This window comes from Enterobacter cloacae complex sp. P17RS, assembly GCF_014895885.1.
GTDB lineage: Bacteria > Pseudomonadota > Gammaproteobacteria > Enterobacterales > Enterobacteriaceae > Enterobacter > Enterobacter bugandensis.
This window is the reverse complement of the sequence record NZ_JADBQK010000011.1, coordinates 60,815-77,471: the sequence shown is the minus strand read 5'-3', so window position 1 is coordinate 77,471 and position 16,657 is coordinate 60,815. Positions and strand designations below refer to the sequence as shown.

General features: G+C 56.1%; 17 protein-coding genes. 8 read left to right on the top strand and 9 right to left on the bottom strand.

What is annotated here, in order from left to right; translation table 11 throughout:
- Window positions 1–577 precede the first annotated feature (577 nt).
- The gene (gene zapB, locus IM265_RS12120) at window positions 578–817 is read right to left on the bottom strand and encodes a septal ring assembly protein ZapB (RefSeq protein ID WP_028014842.1); all 240 of its coding nucleotides are present in this window, start codon (window positions 815–817) and stop codon (window positions 578–580) included.
- Between the two features lie 398 nt (window positions 818–1,215).
- Between zapB and IM265_RS12115 the strand changes: the two genes are divergently transcribed.
- The 4 genes from IM265_RS12115 (at window position 1,216) to fpr (ending at window position 5,568) form a co-directional block, all read left to right on the top strand.
- A complete protein-coding gene (locus IM265_RS12115; protein WP_028014843.1) occupies window positions 1,216–2,061 on the top strand; it encodes an MIP/aquaporin family protein in 846 nt (281 codons plus the stop codon).
- 21 nt (window positions 2,062–2,082) lie between these two features.
- Entirely contained in the window at window positions 2,083–3,591 is a 1,509-nt protein-coding gene (glpK, locus tag IM265_RS12110; RefSeq protein ID WP_028014844.1) for a glycerol kinase GlpK, read from the top strand.
- A gap of 123 nt (window positions 3,592–3,714) precedes the next feature.
- On the top strand, window positions 3,715–4,725 hold the full coding sequence (gene glpX, locus IM265_RS12105; RefSeq protein ID WP_193031901.1) for a class II fructose-bisphosphatase: 1,011 nt from the start codon (window positions 3,715–3,717) through the stop codon (window positions 4,723–4,725).
- Window positions 4,726–4,821: 96 nt separating this feature from the next.
- Window positions 4,822–5,568 (top strand): ferredoxin--NADP(+) reductase, encoded by a 747-nt coding sequence (fpr, locus tag IM265_RS12100; RefSeq protein ID WP_045260252.1) that lies wholly within the window; start codon window positions 4,822–4,824, stop codon window positions 5,566–5,568.
- Here fpr and IM265_RS12095 read toward each other — a convergent pair whose 3' ends face one another.
- Window positions 5,569–5,988 carry a DUF805 domain-containing protein gene (locus IM265_RS12095; protein WP_028014847.1) on the bottom strand — a complete coding sequence of 140 codons (420 nt, stop codon included), beginning with the start codon at window positions 5,986–5,988 and terminating at the stop codon, window positions 5,569–5,571.
- Window positions 5,989–6,100: 112 nt separating this feature from the next.
- Between IM265_RS12095 and IM265_RS12090 the strand changes: the two genes are divergently transcribed.
- Entirely contained in the window at window positions 6,101–6,697 is a 597-nt protein-coding gene (locus IM265_RS12090; protein ID WP_028014848.1) for a DUF1454 family protein, read from the top strand.
- Between the two features lie 111 nt (window positions 6,698–6,808).
- Window positions 6,809–7,576: a triose-phosphate isomerase gene (gene tpiA / locus IM265_RS12085; RefSeq protein WP_006808674.1), complete on the top strand. Its 768-nt coding sequence runs from the start codon at window positions 6,809–6,811 to the stop codon at window positions 7,574–7,576.
- A 38-nt stretch (window positions 7,577–7,614) separates the two neighbouring features.
- Here the strand turns inward: tpiA and IM265_RS12080 are convergent, their stop codons facing one another.
- The 6 genes from IM265_RS12080 to cpxP form a co-directional block, all read right to left on the bottom strand.
- Window positions 7,615–8,919, bottom strand: a complete 1,305-nt coding sequence (locus IM265_RS12080) for an SLC13 family permease (RefSeq protein WP_193031903.1) — start codon at window positions 8,917–8,919, stop codon at window positions 7,615–7,617.
- Window positions 8,920–8,992: 73 nt separating this feature from the next.
- The gene (locus IM265_RS12075) at window positions 8,993–9,736 is read right to left on the bottom strand and encodes a CDP-diacylglycerol diphosphatase (RefSeq protein ID WP_028014850.1); all 744 of its coding nucleotides are present in this window, start codon (window positions 9,734–9,736) and stop codon (window positions 8,993–8,995) included.
- A 107-nt stretch (window positions 9,737–9,843) separates the two neighbouring features.
- Window positions 9,844–10,833, bottom strand: a complete 990-nt coding sequence (locus tag IM265_RS12070) for a sulfate ABC transporter substrate-binding protein (protein WP_028014851.1) — start codon at window positions 10,831–10,833, stop codon at window positions 9,844–9,846.
- A gap of 134 nt (window positions 10,834–10,967) precedes the next feature.
- A complete protein-coding gene (gene pfkA / locus IM265_RS12065; RefSeq protein WP_028014852.1) occupies window positions 10,968–11,930 on the bottom strand; it encodes a 6-phosphofructokinase in 963 nt (320 codons plus the stop codon).
- A gap of 174 nt (window positions 11,931–12,104) precedes the next feature.
- Complete coding sequence (gene fieF / locus IM265_RS12060) at window positions 12,105–12,998, bottom strand: CDF family cation-efflux transporter FieF (RefSeq protein ID WP_028014853.1); 894 nt, start codon at window positions 12,996–12,998, stop codon at window positions 12,105–12,107.
- Window positions 12,999–13,151: 153 nt separating this feature from the next.
- Window positions 13,152–13,658 carry a cell-envelope stress modulator CpxP gene (gene cpxP / locus IM265_RS12055; RefSeq protein WP_028014854.1) on the bottom strand — a complete coding sequence of 169 codons (507 nt, stop codon included), beginning with the start codon at window positions 13,656–13,658 and terminating at the stop codon, window positions 13,152–13,154.
- 150 nt (window positions 13,659–13,808) lie between these two features.
- Here cpxP and cpxR point away from each other — a divergent pair, with 150 nt between their 5' ends.
- Window positions 13,809–14,507, top strand: a complete 699-nt coding sequence (cpxR, locus tag IM265_RS12050) for an envelope stress response regulator transcription factor CpxR (RefSeq protein WP_006179159.1) — start codon at window positions 13,809–13,811, stop codon at window positions 14,505–14,507.
- Window positions 14,504–15,877 carry an envelope stress sensor histidine kinase CpxA gene (gene cpxA, locus IM265_RS12045; protein WP_003862003.1) on the top strand — a complete coding sequence of 458 codons (1,374 nt, stop codon included), beginning with the start codon at window positions 14,504–14,506 and terminating at the stop codon, window positions 15,875–15,877. The genes cpxR and cpxA overlap by 4 nt, the downstream gene beginning before the upstream one ends.
- A 52-nt stretch (window positions 15,878–15,929) precedes the next feature.
- Here the strand turns inward: cpxA and yiiM are convergent, their stop codons facing one another.
- The gene (yiiM, locus tag IM265_RS12040; protein ID WP_193031939.1) at window positions 15,930–16,604 is read right to left on the bottom strand and encodes a 6-hydroxyaminopurine reductase; all 675 of its coding nucleotides are present in this window, start codon (window positions 16,602–16,604) and stop codon (window positions 15,930–15,932) included.
- Window positions 16,605–16,657: the final 53 nt, after the last annotated feature.

Genomic DNA, 16,657 nt, shown 5'->3' with positions numbered 1-16,657 from the left:
TAAGCGTGAACCATAAAAAAACCGCCAACAGCAATGTGGCGGTTTTTTTGTCCCTCGGGATTCGCGGTCCGTTGGGAAGTTTTGCAACCTTTAACCAGGATTTTTATCTTACCCTGGTTCAAACCTCAGGTAACCCCATCGACCCTTTATAAATTCCTAATTATCTATGAAAACCTTAACTACGCTGCTATTGCTCATTATGATGCAGCGTCCCTTTCCGCCATTTCGCACATGGGCATCGGTCCAGGGAAAGGTGTAACCACAACCGTAAAGCAGCCTTTAACCAAGCTTGTGTCCACCGACTTATCACCGGTGGTGAACGGTGGAGCGGTTAGCCGCAGGGACCGCATAATGAAACGCTATTTATGTATCGCGTTCATTGTCGCCAGCGTACTCGTTGTAAAAAGTGATGAACCGATCGGGTTTGTTGCGTTTACCACGACAGCGCAGGATAAGTAGCGTTAAGGCCGCCTTGGGCGGCCTTTTTTATGGTTGGATGTCAGTCAGCGAGAACCATAAAAAAAGCCGGGTGGCGGCGTCGCCTTACCCGGCCTGTTCAGTTCATCCCCAGTGGGAATCAGACTTCTTCCATACGTCCCAGCAGCGCCTGCAGGCGATCCTGCCAGCCGTTCTGCTGTTCACGCAGCTGGTTGTTTTCGCGCTCCAGTTCTTCGCGGCCGTGCTGAGCGTTCTGAACTTCCTGCGCCAGGCTGTTGTTCTTTTCTTTCAGCTCTTCAATCTCCATCTGCAGCAGCGTGATGGTGTCAATCGCCTGCTGTACTTTCGCTTCCAGTTTCTCAAACACTTCTAAAGACATGATCCTACCTCTCCTGAATTGCAAGGCGACGCTTTAACGTAAACGCGCACAACATATGTTCCGATTGTATGGAGCGCAGTCGCCCCTGTCCAGCGGCATGCCACGCAGATCGCGGTTTGCAACACTTTTCGGCCTCGTCCTGGTGCGTTCGCGGCATATACCTCTAAGTTGTTAACCCATTCGTTAAAAAAATGATTCAGCTCACCGTGCGCGACTGATGCAAAAACGCGCTTTATGGCGCGAAAACGCTCATTTTATTGACACAGACCACACATTTTAATTTCGATATTTCTCGTTTTTGCTCGTTAACGATAAATTAACACTATGTCTACAGGGCATCGTGGCTGTCACGGGCGGCCACGCTAACAATAAACATCAATTTCTTCAGGATTCCGATTATGAGTCAGACATCAACCTTAAAAGGCCAGTGCATTGCCGAGTTCCTTGGTACCGGGTTGTTGATATTCTTCGGAGTGGGCTGTGTCGCTGCACTGAAAGTGGCGGGTGCCAGTTTTGGTCAGTGGGAAATCAGTATCATCTGGGGTCTGGGCGTGGCGATGGCCATCTACCTGACTGCAGGGGTCTCTGGCGCACATCTTAACCCGGCGGTGACTATCGCACTGTGGCTGTTCGCGTGCTTCGACGGACGCAAAGTTGTTCCCTTCATTATTTCTCAATTTGCCGGCGCGTTTTGCGCAGCGGCGTTAGTTTACGGGCTTTATTACAATCTTTTCATCGACTTCGAACAGACGCATCATATGGTGCGCGGCAGCGTCGAAAGTCTGGATCTGGCAGGCATCTTCTCAACCTACCCTAACCCGCATATCAATTTTGTGCAGGCGTTCGCAGTTGAAATGGTGATTACCGCTATTCTGATGGGCGTCATTATGGCTTTGGGCGATGATGGTAACGGCATTCCACGTGGCCCGCTGGCGCCATTGCTGATTGGCCTGCTGATCGCCGTCATCGGTGCGTCCATGGGGCCGTTAACAGGGTTTGCGATGAACCCGGCGCGTGACCTGGGTCCAAAAACCTTCGCCTTCTTTGCAGGATGGGGCGACGTGGCTTTCACCGGCGGCAAAGATATTCCTTACTTCCTGGTACCGCTGTTCGGGCCAGTTGTAGGGGCGGCACTGGGTGCATTTGGCTATCGCAAATTAATTGGTCGCCACTTACCGTGCGACACCTGTGTGGAAGAGGAGAAGGAAACGACTTCTACCGCACAACAAAAAGCTTCGCTGTAATCTGACTACGGGACACATACCATGACCGAAAAAAAATATATCGTTGCGCTCGACCAGGGCACTACCAGCTCCCGCGCTGTCGTAATGGATCATGACGCGAATATCGTCAGCGTGTCACAGCGCGAATTTGAGCAAATTTATCCTCGTCCAGGCTGGGTAGAACATGACCCGATGGAGATCTGGGCGTCACAAAGCTCCACGCTGGTGGAAGTGCTGGCGAAAGCCGACATCAGTTCCGACGAAATCGCCGCGATTGGTATCACCAACCAGCGTGAAACCACCGTGGTGTGGGAACGCGAAACCGGTAAGCCGATTTACAACGCCATCGTCTGGCAGTGCCGCCGTACGTCAGAGATCTGCGAACAGCTTAAACGTGACGGGATGGAAGAGTACGTGCGTAGCGCCACCGGTCTGGTGGTTGACCCGTACTTCTCCGGCACCAAAGTGAAGTGGATCCTCGACCACGTGGAAGGTTCACGCGAGCGTGCAAAACGCGGCGAGCTGCTGTTCGGTACCGTCGATACCTGGCTTATCTGGAAGATGACTCAGGGACGTGTCCACGTTACTGACTACACTAACGCCTCGCGCACCATGCTGTTCAACATCAACACCCTGGAGTGGGATGACAAGATGCTGGACGCGCTGGATATTCCGCGCGCGATGCTGCCTGAAGTGCGTAAGTCGTCTGAAGTCTACGGCCAGACCAACATCGGCGGTAAAGGCGGCACCCGTATTCCTATCGCCGGTATCGCCGGTGACCAGCAGGCGGCGCTGTTCGGCCAGCTGTGCGTCAAGGAAGGGATGGCGAAGAACACCTACGGCACCGGCTGCTTTATGCTGATGAACACCGGCGAGAAAGCGGTGAAATCAGAAAACGGCCTGCTGACCACCATCGCCTGCGGCCCACGCGGCGAGGTGAACTATGCCCTGGAAGGTGCGGTGTTTATGGCGGGCGCATCTATTCAGTGGCTGCGCGACGAGATGAAGCTGATCAGCGATGCGTTTGACTCCGAGTACTTCGCGACCAAAGTGAAAGACACCAACGGCGTGTACGTGGTGCCAGCGTTCACCGGTCTGGGCGCACCGTACTGGGACCCGTATGCCCGCGGCGCAATTTTCGGCCTGACGCGCGGTGTGAACTCAAACCACATCATTCGTGCGACCCTGGAATCCATCGCCTACCAGACGCGTGACGTGCTGGAAGCGATGCAGGCAGACTCCGGCATTCGTCTGCACGCCCTGCGCGTAGACGGCGGCGCGGTGGCCAACAACTTCCTGATGCAGTTCCAGTCCGACATTCTGGGCACCCGCGTTGAGCGCCCTGAAGTACGTGAAGTGACGGCTCTGGGCGCGGCGTATCTTGCGGGTCTCGCGGTAGGCTTCTGGCAGAACCTGGACGAGCTGCAGGAGAAAGCGGTCATCGAACGCGAATTCCGCCCTGGCATCGAAACCACCGAGCGCAACTACCGCTACAGCGGCTGGAAGAAAGCGGTGAAACGCGCCCTGGCGTGGGAAGAGCACGAAGAGTAAGCCTATATTCCCTCTCCCCTGGGGAGAGGGTTAGGGTGAGGGGCTCCAACCGCACCGGTCCCCTCACCCCTCCCCACTCTGTGATAAACTTCGTGCAATTCCTTTTGATTGTACGAGTCCCTCATGAAACGTGAACTTGCTATCGAGTTTTCCCGCGTCACCGAAGCAGCCGCCCTTGCAGGCTATAAATGGCTGGGTCGTGGCGACAAAAATACCGCAGACGGCGCGGCCGTCCACGCCATGCGCATTGTGCTTAACCAGGTCAACATCGACGGCACTATTGTCATCGGTGAAGGCGAGATCGACGAAGCGCCGATGCTCTACATCGGTGAAAAGGTCGGGACCGGCAAAGGCGATGCGGTGGATATCGCGGTGGACCCGATCGAAGGCACGCGCATGACGGCGATGGGCCAGGCCAACGCCCTGGCGGTGCTGGCCGTGGGCGATAAAGGCTGCTTCCTCAACGCGCCGGACATGTACATGGAAAAGCTGATTGTCGGCCCTGGTGCGAAAGGTGCAATCGATCTCAGCCTGCCGCTGGAAGAGAACCTGCGCAACATCGCCAAAGCCCTGGGCAAACCCCTTAGCGAACTTACCGTGACTATTCTGGCGAAACCGCGCCACGACACCACCATCTCTTATCTGCAGGCACTCGGCGTGCGCGTGTTTGCCATTCCGGATGGCGACGTTGCCGCCTCTATTCTGACCTGCATGCCGGACAGCGAAGTGGACGTGCTTTACGGCATCGGCGGCGCGCCGGAAGGCGTGGTCTCTGCGGCGGTGATCCGCGCGCTGGACGGCGATATGCAGGCGCGCCTTCTGCCGCGCCATGAGGTGAAAGGCGACAGCGACGAAAACCGTCGTATCGGTGAGGACGAGCTGGCGCGCTGCGCAGCGATGGGCATCGAAGCCAATAAAGTACTGGCGCTGAACGACATGGCGCGCAGCGATAACGTCGTCTTCTCTGCAACCGGCATCACCAAAGGCGATCTGCTGGACGGCATCACCCGCAAGGGCAACATGGCAACCACCGAAACGCTGCTGATCCGCGGTAAATCGCGCACCATCCGACGCATTCAGTCCATTCACTATCTCGACCGTAAAGACCCGGACGTGCAGACGCACATTCTGTAAAACCGTTTGATCGATAGAGCTTTCCGGCCCGAAGGGGCTGGAAATGTTTCCCACAAGTACGGAAGATAGAACAGAGAAACAGCACAGGAGAAGATCATGGCGGACTGGGTAACAGGTAAAGTCACAAAGATAGAATTCTGGACCGATGCGCTATTTAGTCTCACCCTGCATGCTCCCGTTCATCCGTTTAAGGCCGGGCAATTTGCCAAGCTGGGTCTGGATGTCGACGGCGAGCGCGTGCAGCGCGCCTACTCTTACGTTAACGCGCCGGATAACCCGGATCTCGAGTTCTATCTGGTCACCGTTCCTGACGGTAAGCTCAGCCCGCGCCTTGCCGCCCTTCAGCCCGGCGACGATGTGCAGATTGTGAGCGAAGCGGCAGGCTTCTTTGTGCTCGAAGAGATCCCTGACTGTGACACGCTCTGGATGCTAGCAACCGGCACGGCCATCGGTCCGTATCTCTCTATCTTGCAGTACGGTAAGGATCTGGAGCGCTTCAAAAACATCGTGCTGGTGCACGCCGCGCGCTATGCCGCAGATTTAAGCTATCTCCCGCAGATGCAGGCGCTGGAACAGCAGTACGGCGGAAAGTTAAAGATTCAGACGGTAGTCAGCCGCGAAACCGTAGCAGGAGCGCTTACCGGTCGCGTACCGGCGTTAATTGAGAGCGGCGCACTGGAAGACGCAGTGGGTTTACCGATGACGGCCGAAACCAGCCACGTCATGCTGTGCGGTAACCCGCAGATGGTCCGGGACACGCAGCAGCTTCTGAAGGATACCCGGCAGATGACGAAACATCTTCGCCGCCGGCCGGGCCATATGACCGCCGAACACTACTGGTGATCAGCGGTATTTCACCTCGACGGTATCTTTACCGTATTTATTTTCGCTCTGGGTGCCGATAAACGCTCCCAGATCGACAATCATCATCACGAAGATGACCGACGGCAGCAGCCTGCCCACGACCCACGGCAGGATGGAAGGCAGCATCGCCCAGTTCCCTGCCACCAGCATCCACGCCAGTATGATCAAAAATGCCCACGCGCCGGAGCGGCCGCGATCGTGCAGGCGTTTCACCACGACGGCCGCCGTTGGCCATAGCAGGCAGACCAGTGCAAATGCCGCCGTTTGCGTGCTCAGCCAGGCGTTATAAGCAACGAAAAAAAGAAGCAGCATGGCGACGACCCACGTCACCATCCAGACCCAGAAATCACGGCGTCCAATACGCCCTTTGAATGAAAACAGCCACTGCTGTATGGTCATGTAAGGTTCCTTATTATCGTTTAGCCCGCATTTTACCCTGGAGTTGTGACCTTTTGACAAGCCGACCAGATATCGTTTTAATCATGAGCACTTACGGCCAGGTGCAATGTTGATGAAAAATTCGGCACATTCTCTTTTCCTGTGTTTAGCGATGCTCGGCGCGGGTTTTCCGCTGCACGCCGCCAACACCGCGGCTCCCACCACTGCGCCGTATTTGCTGGCGGGCGCACCGTCTTTCGATCAGTCCATCAGCCAGTTTCGCGAAGCTTTCAATCAGGCCAACCCAGGGCTGCCGCTGGATGAGTTTCGCGCCATTGATAGCTCGCGCGATACCCCTACACTGACCCGTGCAGCGAGCAAGATTAACGAGAATTTGTATGCTTCCACGGCGCTGGAGCGCGGTACGTTAAAAATCAAAAGCATGCAAATCACCTGGCTGCCGATTCAGGGGCCAGAGCAGAAAGCGGCTAAATCGAAGGCGCTTGATTACATGAGCGCGGTGCTGCAGGCGTTTACGCCTGCGCTGACGAAAAAGCAGAGCCAGCAAAAGCTGCAAAAGCTGCTGACCGCCGGTAAAAACAAGCGGTACTACGCCACAACCGAAGGCGCGATTCGCTATGTAGTGGCGGATAACGGCGAAAAAGGACTGACCTTCGCCGTTGAACCGATTAAGCTGGCGCTATCTGACACCCTTGGCGGGGCCAATTAATGACAAAAAGCAAAGCCTTTCGAGGGAAAATCTCTATACTGATTCACAGACCATGCTGCCCGACAGGGCGGCCATATTCCTTAATTCGCTTATTTAGCGTGGAGAATTGAAATGCGACATCCTTTAGTGATGGGTAACTGGAAACTGAACGGCAGCCGCCACATGGTAAACGAACTGGTTGCAAACCTGCGTAAAGAGCTGGCTGGCGTGACCGGCTGCGCGGTTGCTATCGCTCCGCCGGATATGTACCTGGATCTGGCTAAACGTGCCGCTGACGGCAGCCACATCGTGCTGGGCGCGCAGAACGTTGACGTTAACCTGTCTGGCGCGTTCACCGGTGAAACTTCCGCTGAAATGCTGAAAGATATCGGCGCGAAATACATCATCATCGGCCACTCCGAGCGTCGCACCTACCACAAAGAATCTGACGAGTTCATCGCGAAGAAATTTGCCGTGCTGAAAGAGCAGGGTCTGATCCCGGTTCTGTGCATCGGTGAAACCGAAGCGGAAAACGAAGCGGGCAAAACCGAAGAAGTGTGTGCACGTCAGATCGACGCCGTGCTGAAAACGCAGGGCGCGGCAGCGTTCGAAGGCGCGGTTATCGCTTACGAGCCAGTCTGGGCGATCGGTACCGGCAAATCTGCTACCCCTGCGCAGGCTCAGGCAGTTCACAAATTCATCCGTGACCACATTGCGAAAGCCGACGCGAAAGTGGCTGAGCAAGTGATCATCCAGTACGGCGGCTCCGTAAACGCCTCCAACGCTGCTGAGCTGTTCACCCAGCCAGATATTGATGGCGCGCTGGTTGGCGGTGCATCCCTGAAAGCGGACGCTTTCGCGGTGATCGTTAAAGCGGCAGAAGCGGCTAAACAGGCGTAATGGCCTTTGTGGCGGGTGGCGCTTGCGCTTACCCGCCGCTACAAACGCCCTAACACGCTAAACCACAGATAATCCAGCGGCAGCAGCACCAGATACGTCGCAATCGCCAGCGCCAGGCAGAGCACCATCCCCGCCCTTGCAGGCACCTTTCCTAGCCCCATCGCCACCACAATCGGCGACGCCTGATACGGCAGCAGCGGCGTGGAATAGCCCAGTACCTGAATCATGATTACCGACAGCAGCGGGAAACCGGTCGCGTCCGAGAAGCTCTGCGCCAGCGTGGTGTACAGCGCCGGAACGCCGTTGGCAGTCATAATGAAGTTGAGTGCCGTAGTAATTCCGGTTAGCGCCAGGAAGCTGGTGAATGGTTTGTCCGCATCCAGCGGCATTATGCGCAGCAGCGCCTCGCCTACGGCCGCTCCGATACCCGTTTGCGTCACGACGATCGCCAGCCCGAGAATACCCGCAACGTAAATGCAGGTGCGCATATTTACCCCCGCCGAGAACTCCTCGCCGGTGATAAAACCAATGCGCGGCAGCATAACGATAATCGAGGCCGCCAGCCCCGTCCACGCCGGCCCCACGCCGTGCCAGCTCTCCGTCACCCACATCATCAGCACCACCACCAGCAGCCAGGCGAGTCGTGTTTCGTCACGCCCCATCGGTTCAGACAGCGTGAAATCCTTCGCCGGTTTCGGGCTGCCGGGGAACAGCCAGCAGATGAGGCCAATCAGAATCAGGCCTTTGAGAATACCGAGCACCGGCGTGTGCAGCAGCAGATACGGGACATAGTTCAGGTGAATGCCGTACGAGCCTTCCGCCGCGCCGCTCATGACCAGGTTAGGCACGTTGGCGGGCAGAATGGTGGCCGAGAGCTGGAAGGTACCGAAGCCGACTGCCAGCGCAAGGCCGAACCAGGCGCGGGAGCCGTCGGCGATACCGGCGCGTTTCGCCATCGCCGCGACAATGGGCATCAGCAGCGCAATACGCCCCATGTTTGACGGCATAACAAACGCCAGCGCGTAGCTGAGCAATACCACGCTCGCCACCATCAGCATCCAGGAGTCAGTGAGCTTTGCCGACAGCGCCCGGGCGGCCCTGTCCGCCAGGCCGGTTTTACGGATCGCCACGCCGAGCACAAAGCCGCTGAAGACCAGCCAGAAAGCCGACGAGGCAAAACCGCCAAAAATCACCTCCGGCGGGGCGATTCTGGCGGCCATCGCCGCCGTGAAAAACAGCAGCGCGGTGATAAATTCCGGCAACAGCGACGTCGCCCACAGCACGATGGTGACGCCGACGATCAGCGAGGGCAGCAGCAGAGGATGCGTTAACCAGAGCGACATACCTGTCTCCTGTAGATTTTTTCAGCAAGTCTACGGTGACAGGCAGCCTGAGTAAACGCGATTTATAGTGGGGTTACTTCAGGATAGCGCATTGATGATCCTGCAATTCCTCTGCCGACGCGCGGTTAAGCATGAGCAGGTTACGCTCGGTCGCCAGCAAAACAAACGAACCATCCGACTGCTGCGCCATCGCCAGCGCGAAGCGTCCCATATGGTCGCGCGCCTCCGGCAGCTCTTCCGCCAGCATCATAAACGGACTGCGCTGGACCAGTTCATTCTCCGTCACCCGGCGTGCGAGGTACTCATGCCCTTCCAGCCCACCCGGGAACGGTAGCCACTGGGTGCTGATGTCCCCCTGCGCCGCGTTGAGCTTCTCGCGCACGTCCGGGCGCAGGCAGGAGATATGGATATGGAAATGGTTTTGCGTGCGTCCGGTCGGTGAGTTAATCGTCAGCGAAATAGCGCTGTCCGGCACTTCAGAGCCACGCTTCAGGGTCATAAAGCTGCGCGACTGCCACGCCAGCCAGAAGAAGTTTGGCGTATGAGGCTCGGTCAGGAGCGGGCTTTCGGTGCCGTTGATGCGGTACGTTGGCATCAGCAGATACTGCAGCGGCCCGTTGCGGTCCTTAAATACCACATAGCCCGCATCAGGCTTCACCTGCGCGCAGGGTGCCGGGTTACGGTGCTGCAGCTGATTAGGCAGACACTGGTCGAGGACGATATGGCGCAACGCATTCGGATTACCCGCTTTTATCCAGTACACGCCGCCTGCGGCAAGGGCGATGACAATCAGGATCAGTAAGATAATTTTTTTCACAACGCGTTCCCTGTTTTCAATAGAGGCAAAAGAGTAACGCAAAATGATGACCAAATAAAAAACCCGGTGGATTTCTCACACCGGGTCGCCGTGTCGTTTGCTAACCGTTAGCGCTGGCTAATCTGGTCGAAGGTGCCGCCATTAGAGAAGTGCTCTTTCTGCGCTTTCGTCCAGCCGCCGAACACATCATCAATGGTGAAGAGCTTCAGTTTCGGGAATTCGCTGTCGTATTTCTTCGCGACAGCCGCATCACGTGGACGATAGAAGTTCTTCGCCGCGATTTCCTGGCCTTCCGGCGAGTAAAGATACTTCAGGTAGGCTTCCGCCACCGCTTTGGTGCCTTTCTTATCAACGACCTTATCGACCACGGAAACGGTCGGCTCGGCGAGGATGGATTCGCTCGGAGTCACGATCTCAAACTTGTCTTTACCCAGTTCGTGGGTCGCCAGCAGGGCTTCGTTTTCCCAGGCAATAAGCACGTCGCCAATTCCGCGCTCGACGAAGGTGTTAGTGGCACCGCGCGCGCCGGAGTCCAGCACTTCAACGTTTTTGTACAGGGATTTGACGAACTCCTGTGCTTTAGCCTGGTCACCGTTGTTGTGGTGCAGCGCGTAGCCCCAGGCCGCCAGGTAGTTCCAACGTGCCCCGCCGGAGCTTTTCGGGTTCGGGGTAATCACAGAAACGCCCGGTTTGATCAGATCGTTCCAGTCCTTAATCTGTTTCGGGTTGCCTTTACGCACCAGGAAGACGATGGTCGAGGTGTATGGCGCGGAGTTGTCCGGCAGGCGTTTGATCCAGTTTTTGTCGATACGGCCACGCTCGGCGATAGCGTCGACATCATAGGCCAGCGCCAGGGTAACCACGTCGGCTTCAATACCGTTAATTACCGATGTCGCCTGCTTACCGGAGCCACCGTGCGACTGACGAACCACCACGTTATCGCCGGTTTCCTGCTTCCAGTGCGCCGCGAAGGCTTTGTTGTATTGATCGTACAGCTCACGCGTCGGGTCGTACGACACGTTGAGAAGTTGAATGTCCTTTGCCAGCACGCTGGTCGATGCCAGCAATAATGTTAACCCCACGCCCCATTTATTCATCGCCCAGCTCTCTTGTGTAGTGTTTTGATGAATGCAGCGTGCCAGAAAGCGAATCGATGATTAAAGAATAAAAAAAGATTGGCTATAACGTGGAGGAATAAAAGCCCTCTTCAGAAAGAAGAGGGCTCGAAGGATCAGTACAGTTTTTTCGCGCAGTCCAGCCAGTCACCTTTGAACGGACGCTTCATGTTTTCAATGGCGTCGATGATGTCATGGTGAACCAGCTGTTCGTTCTGAATACCGACGCAGCGGCCACCGTGGCCCTGCAGCAGCAGCTCGATAGCGTACGCGCCCATGCGGGACGCCAGAATACGGTCGTACGGGCCAGGGGAACCGCCGCGCTGGATGTGGCCCAGAACGGTCGCGCGGGTTTCGCGTTTGGTTTCGGTTTCGATGTACTTCGCCAGCTCGTCAACGTCACAGATGTGCTCGGTGATAGCCACAATCGCGTGTTTCTTACCTTTCGCGATACCGGCTTTGATCTCAGCAACCAGATCTTCGCGGCTGAATTCTACTTCCGGAACCACCACAAACTCACAACCACCGGCGATAGCCGCTGCCAGGGTCAGGTCACCGCAGTAACGGCCCATCACTTCAACGATAGAGATACGCTGGTGAGAAGAAGAGGTGTCACGCAGGCGGTCAATGGCTTCCACAACGGTGCCCAGCGCGGTGAAGTAACCGATGGTGTAGTCAGTGCCTTTGATGTCGTTGTCGATGGTGCCCGGCAGGCCGATGCACGGGAAGCCCATTTCGGTCAGACGTTTTGCACCCATGTACGAGCCGTCACCGCCGATAACGACCAGCGCGTCCAGACCACGCTTTTTCATATTCTCGATAGCCACTTCACGGATGTGTTCGTCACGGAATTCCGGGAAGCGCGCAGACCCAAGGAAGGTACCGCCACGGTTGATCATGTCAGACACGCTGTAGCGGTCGAGCTGAACCATACGGTCTTCATACAGACCCAGGTAACCATCATAGATACCAAAAACTTCCAGACCTTCCGTCAGCGCTGCACGGACAACCCCACGAATTGCCGCGTTCATGCCCGGCGCATCACCGCCGCTTGTCAACACACCGATTTTCTTAATCATGACTACCTCTGAACTTAGGAATGCAAAATTGAAATCTGTTGCCGGAAGAAACTTATCGACCAACGAATACTGCAAATAGTATATCAATCCCTTCTGGCTGAATTGATTCAGGTCAGACCAAATGGCGGTAATTTATACACAAAATGCTGGCCTGGCTCACTTTTTTACAACGAATTACGAAAGCCCAACATGTCCGGGTACAACCGAGCAGGGATCCTGGTGAATGATGACGTCTGAACCAGGAAAACGCTGCAAAATCGCCTGCTCGACCTGCTCAGCAATAACGTGAGCCTGTACCAGTGGCAGGTTGTCTTCCATTTCAATATGAATCTGAATAAAGCGGGTCGGCCCTGACTGCCGCGTTCGAAGATCGTGTGCACCGCTGACGCCGGGCCAGGAGGTCACGATAGAAAAAATTTCGTTACGTTCTGAGTCCGGAAGAGCGCGATCGAGCAGTGATTGCACCGCGTCATACCCCATCCGCAGGGCGCTATATAAAATATAGATACCAATCCCTAACGCAAACAACGCATCGGCCCGATGCCAGCCATACCAGGCCAGACCGAGTGCAATAAGAATAGCCCCATTCATCATAACATCAGATTGATAATGAAGCATATCCGCCCGTACGGCCTGACTTTGCGTTTTGCGAACGACCCAGCGCTGGAACGTTACCAGAACAAGTGTGCTTATAAGTGCAATTACCGTGACGACCACGCCGACACCGGGATTGTTCATCGGTGAAGGTGAAACCAAATGCTGAATACCGGTCAAAAACAGGAACAGTGCTGAGCCAGAAATGAACATACTTTGCGCCAGCGCCGCGAGCGATTCCGCCTTACCGTGCCCAAACGTGTGCTCTTCATCCGCCGGCTGCAGCGAGTAGCGCACCACCAGAAGATTGGTCAGCGAGGCGGCGATATCGACCAGTGAATCCACCAGCGCCGCCAGAATACTGACCGAGCCGGTATACCACCAGGCAAAGATTTTGATCAGCAGCAGGCCAGAGGCCATGACGGTCGCCGCAATGGCAGCCCGGCTTACCAGCCTTCCATAGGATTGATTCATAAACGCTCCTGTCATGTCATGCCGCTAGTATAACGGAAGCATGGGGAGGCAAAGGATGAATAAACGGTTAACAAATCAGAATGCGGGGCAAAAAAAACCCCCACATCATGTGGGGGAAGACAGGGATGGTGTCTATGGCAAGGAAAACAGGGTTTACTGGTTACTACGGGTACTGCTATTGCTACTGAAAAACGTCGCTTCTGAGCTTCGCTGCATCCGTGCAACCTCACGCAGCTGGTCCATACGCTGCTGATGTTTGGCATTCAAAACCGCTTGCTGCTCGGGCGTTAGCAGGTGGAACATCTGGTTGCGGACCTTCGCCATTTCTACCTGGCGGGCAACCTGTTCCTGTGCCATTTTTTCGGCCTGAGCGCGAACAGCGCTTTCATCAAAATTTTCTGCGGTGACAAGGCGATGCATTGTCTCCATTTCGCTAACATTAACAGGGGGCTGGTCGTGTCGTGCCCTCTGCATCAGATCTCGCATCTGTTGACGCTGATGTTCGGTTAAACTTATGCCGTCAAACATATGGCTTTGGCTGCTGTGCTGCGTTGCGCCCTCTTGCGAGGAACCGTTATCGCCGATGATAGCTACAGCAGCCTGGCTAAACGCACTGAACGCCAGCGTTGAGGCCATGACGGCAGCGGTAACTTTGCGCATCACTTGCTCCCAAAATCTTTCGTGTCGCGATTCAACGAGAGACAGTCTACGATTCAGGCTGCAAACATGCGTCAGGGGGTGTAAAACAACGTAAAGTCATGGATTAGATAGCCTTGATGTCGTAATTTCTGCCTCGGAGGTATTTAAACAATGAATAAAATCCTGTTAGTTGACGATGACCGAGAGCTCACATCCCTTTTAAAGGAGTTGCTCGACATGGAAGGTTTCAACGTCCTGGTTGCCCATGATGGCGAGCAGGCGCTGAGTCTCCTTGACGACAGCATCGATCTACTTTTGCTCGACGTAATGATGCCAAAGAAAAACGGTATTGATACGCTGAAAGAGCTTCGCCAGACACACCAGACCCCCGTTATCATGCTGACCGCCCGCGGCAGCGAGCTTGACCGCGTTCTCGGCCTTGAGCTGGGTGCGGATGACTATTTACCGAAGCCGTTCAACGACCGTGAACTGGTGGCCCGTATTCGCGCGATCCTGCGCCGTTCCCACTGGAGCGAGCAGCAGCAGAATACCGACAACAGCTCGCCAACGCTGGAAGTGGACTCCCTGAGCCTGAACCCGGGACGTCAGGAAGCAAGCTTCGACGGCCAGACGCTCGAGCTTACTGGCACCGAGTTCACCCTGCTGTATCTACTGGCGCAACATCTTGGCCAGGTGGTATCGCGTGAACATTTAAGCCAGGAAGTGCTGGGCAAACGCCTCACGCCGTTTGACCGCGCCATCGACATGCACATCTCTAACCTGCGCCGCAAGCTGCCGGAGCGTAAAGACGGTCACCCATGGTTTAAAACCCTGCGTGGTCGCGGTTATCTGATGGTTTCTGCTTCATGATAGGCAGCTTAACCGCCCGCATCTTCGCCATCTTCTGGCTGACGCTGGCACTGGTTTTAATGCTCGTTTTGATGTTGCCAAAACTCGACTCACGCCAGATGACGGAGCTTCTCGACAGCGAGCAACGTCAGGGCGTGATGATCGAGCAGCACGTGGAAGCGGAGCTGGCAAACGATCCGCCGAACGATTTAATGTGGTGGCGCAGGCTGTTTCGCGCTATCGACAAGTGGGCGCCGCCAGGACAACGTCTTTTGCTGGTTACCAGCGAAGGCCGCGTGATTGGCGCCGATCGCAATGAAATGCAGATCATCCGCAACTTTATTGGCCAGGCGGATAACGCCGATCACCCACAGAAAAAGAAATATGGTCGGGTAGAGATGGTCGGCCCTTTCTCGGTACGGGATGGGGAAGATAACTACCAGCTCTACCTGATTCGCCCTGCGAGCAGTTCCCAGTCCGACTTCATCAACCTGCTGTTTGACCGTCCGCTTCTGCTGCTGATCGTCACGATGCTGGTCAGTTCCCCGCTGCTGTTATGGCTGGCGTGGAGCCTGGCGAAACCGGCGCGTAAGCTGAAAAATGCGGCGGACGAAGTGGCACAAGGCAATCTCAGACAGCATCCGGAGCTGGAATCCGGGCCGCAGGAGTTTCTGGCCGCCGGCACCAGTTTTAACCAGATGGTCAGCGCGCTTGATCGGATGATGACGGCCCAGCAACGCCTGCTGTCGGACATCTCACACGAGCTGCGTACGCCGCTCACGCGCTTACAGCTGGGCACCGCCCTGCTGCGTCGCCGCAGCGGGGAAAGCAAAGAGCTGGAGCGTATTGAAACGGAAGCGCACCGTCTGGACAGCATGATTAACGATCTGCTGGTGATGTCGCGCAACCAGCAGAAAAACGCGCTGGTGAGCGAAACGGTGAAAGCCAATCACCTGTGGCACGAGGTGCTGGACAACGCGGCGTTCGAAGCGGAGCAGATGGGGAAATCGTTCACCGTCAACTTCCCGCCGGGCCCGTGGCCGCTGTACGGTAACCCCAACGCGCTGGAAAGCGCGCTGGAGAATATCGTGCGTAACGCCCTGCGCTACTCGCACACGAAGATTGAAGTGGCGTTTTCGGTGGATAAAGACGGGATCACCGTCATTGTCGATGACGATGGTCCAGGCGTCAGCCCGGAAGATCGCGAGCAGATTTTCCGTCCGTTCTACCGCACCGACGAAGCGCGAGACCGTGAGTCCGGCGGCACGGGGCTGGGGCTGGCGATTGTAGAAACCGCCATGCAGCAGCACCGCGGCTGGGTGAAAGCCGACGACAGCCCGCTGGGCGGGCTGCGGTTAACGCTGTGGCTACCGCTGTATAAGCGTTCGTAACGGTATGTGCCGGGTGGCGGCTTCGCCTTACCCGGCCTACTTTCTACGGAACCTATTTCCCCCACAATCTCCGCGAACTACTCTCGATCTTCCCGCTTATACGCCGCTTCTGCATCGTTCTCGTCCAGCTGGTAGACAACCCCGCCGCCGACAGCAGGCGATGATACTGTTCATCGTCAAAAGGCATATGCCAGGCAATCGCGCAGGCGTCGTAAACGGACACGTCGCTCAAACGCGACGCGAGCTCAAGCGGGGCATCCGCAAATACTTGTCCTGCAAGCACCACGCGGTACAGCCAGCCGGTTTTGCCCGCGTTTTGCAGCTGGGCCGACATATCCTGAATACCGAAATGGTAGTTGAGCTTAAAGCACGGTGAGCGTGGCTGCGTCACCTGAATCAGAGCATCGCCCCAGCGGTAAATATCGCCAATAAAGACGTTCTTTTCCGTCAGCCCTTCCGTTGAGAGATTTTCGCCAAACGCGGGCGCGACGAAGAGGTCCGCCTGCTCAGGAAATTCGGTTTTCCAGTGCTGATAGTGCTCGCGCGGATAGTGGCACAGCGCGCGATCGGGCCCGCCGTGGATTTTCTTTTCGGCCTGCTGGTCGCCCACAAGCCCGAGCTCGGTCAGCGAAAGCTCACCGTCGACCTGCACTTTGGCGATGGCGCTCGGGCGGCTGCCGTCGTACTCCCTTACCTTGCCTGTAAACACGTTCACCGGGTAATGCATCGCTGCCTCCATTACGCAGATACAAAAAAAGCGAGTCATCAGACTCGCTTCTC

Excerpts from the sequence above, each read along its gene's own strand:
- IM265_RS12070 (WP_028014851.1), bottom strand. The coding sequence starts at position 10,833 with ATGAATAAATGGGGCGTGGGGTTAACATTATTGCTGGCATCGACCAGC.
- yiiM (WP_193031939.1), bottom strand. The coding sequence starts at position 16,604 with ATGCATTACCCGGTGAACGTGTTTACAGGCAAGGTAAGGGAGTACGAC.
- IM265_RS12115 (WP_028014843.1), top strand. The coding sequence starts at position 1,216 with ATGAGTCAGACATCAACCTTAAAAGGCCAGTGCATTGCCGAGTTCCTT.
- tpiA (WP_006808674.1), top strand. The coding sequence starts at position 6,809 with ATGCGACATCCTTTAGTGATGGGTAACTGGAAACTGAACGGCAGCCGC.
- IM265_RS12080 (WP_193031903.1), bottom strand. The coding sequence starts at position 8,919 with ATGTCGCTCTGGTTAACGCATCCTCTGCTGCTGCCCTCGCTGATCGTC.
- cpxP (WP_028014854.1), bottom strand. The coding sequence starts at position 13,658 with ATGCGCAAAGTTACCGCTGCCGTCATGGCCTCAACGCTGGCGTTCAGT.
- pfkA (WP_028014852.1), bottom strand. The coding sequence starts at position 11,930 with ATGATTAAGAAAATCGGTGTGTTGACAAGCGGCGGTGATGCGCCGGGC.
- fieF (WP_028014853.1), bottom strand. The coding sequence starts at position 12,998 with ATGAATCAATCCTATGGAAGGCTGGTAAGCCGGGCTGCCATTGCGGCG.
- IM265_RS12095 (WP_028014847.1), bottom strand. The coding sequence starts at position 5,988 with ATGACCATACAGCAGTGGCTGTTTTCATTCAAAGGGCGTATTGGACGC.
- glpX (WP_193031901.1), top strand. The coding sequence starts at position 3,715 with ATGAAACGTGAACTTGCTATCGAGTTTTCCCGCGTCACCGAAGCAGCC.
- IM265_RS12090 (WP_028014848.1), top strand. The coding sequence starts at position 6,101 with ATGAAAAATTCGGCACATTCTCTTTTCCTGTGTTTAGCGATGCTCGGC.
- fpr (WP_045260252.1), top strand. The coding sequence starts at position 4,822 with ATGGCGGACTGGGTAACAGGTAAAGTCACAAAGATAGAATTCTGGACC.
- cpxA (WP_003862003.1), top strand. The coding sequence starts at position 14,504 with ATGATAGGCAGCTTAACCGCCCGCATCTTCGCCATCTTCTGGCTGACG.
- glpK (WP_028014844.1), top strand. The coding sequence starts at position 2,083 with ATGACCGAAAAAAAATATATCGTTGCGCTCGACCAGGGCACTACCAGC.
- cpxR (WP_006179159.1), top strand. The coding sequence starts at position 13,809 with ATGAATAAAATCCTGTTAGTTGACGATGACCGAGAGCTCACATCCCTT.
- zapB (WP_028014842.1), bottom strand. The coding sequence starts at position 817 with ATGTCTTTAGAAGTGTTTGAGAAACTGGAAGCGAAAGTACAGCAGGCG.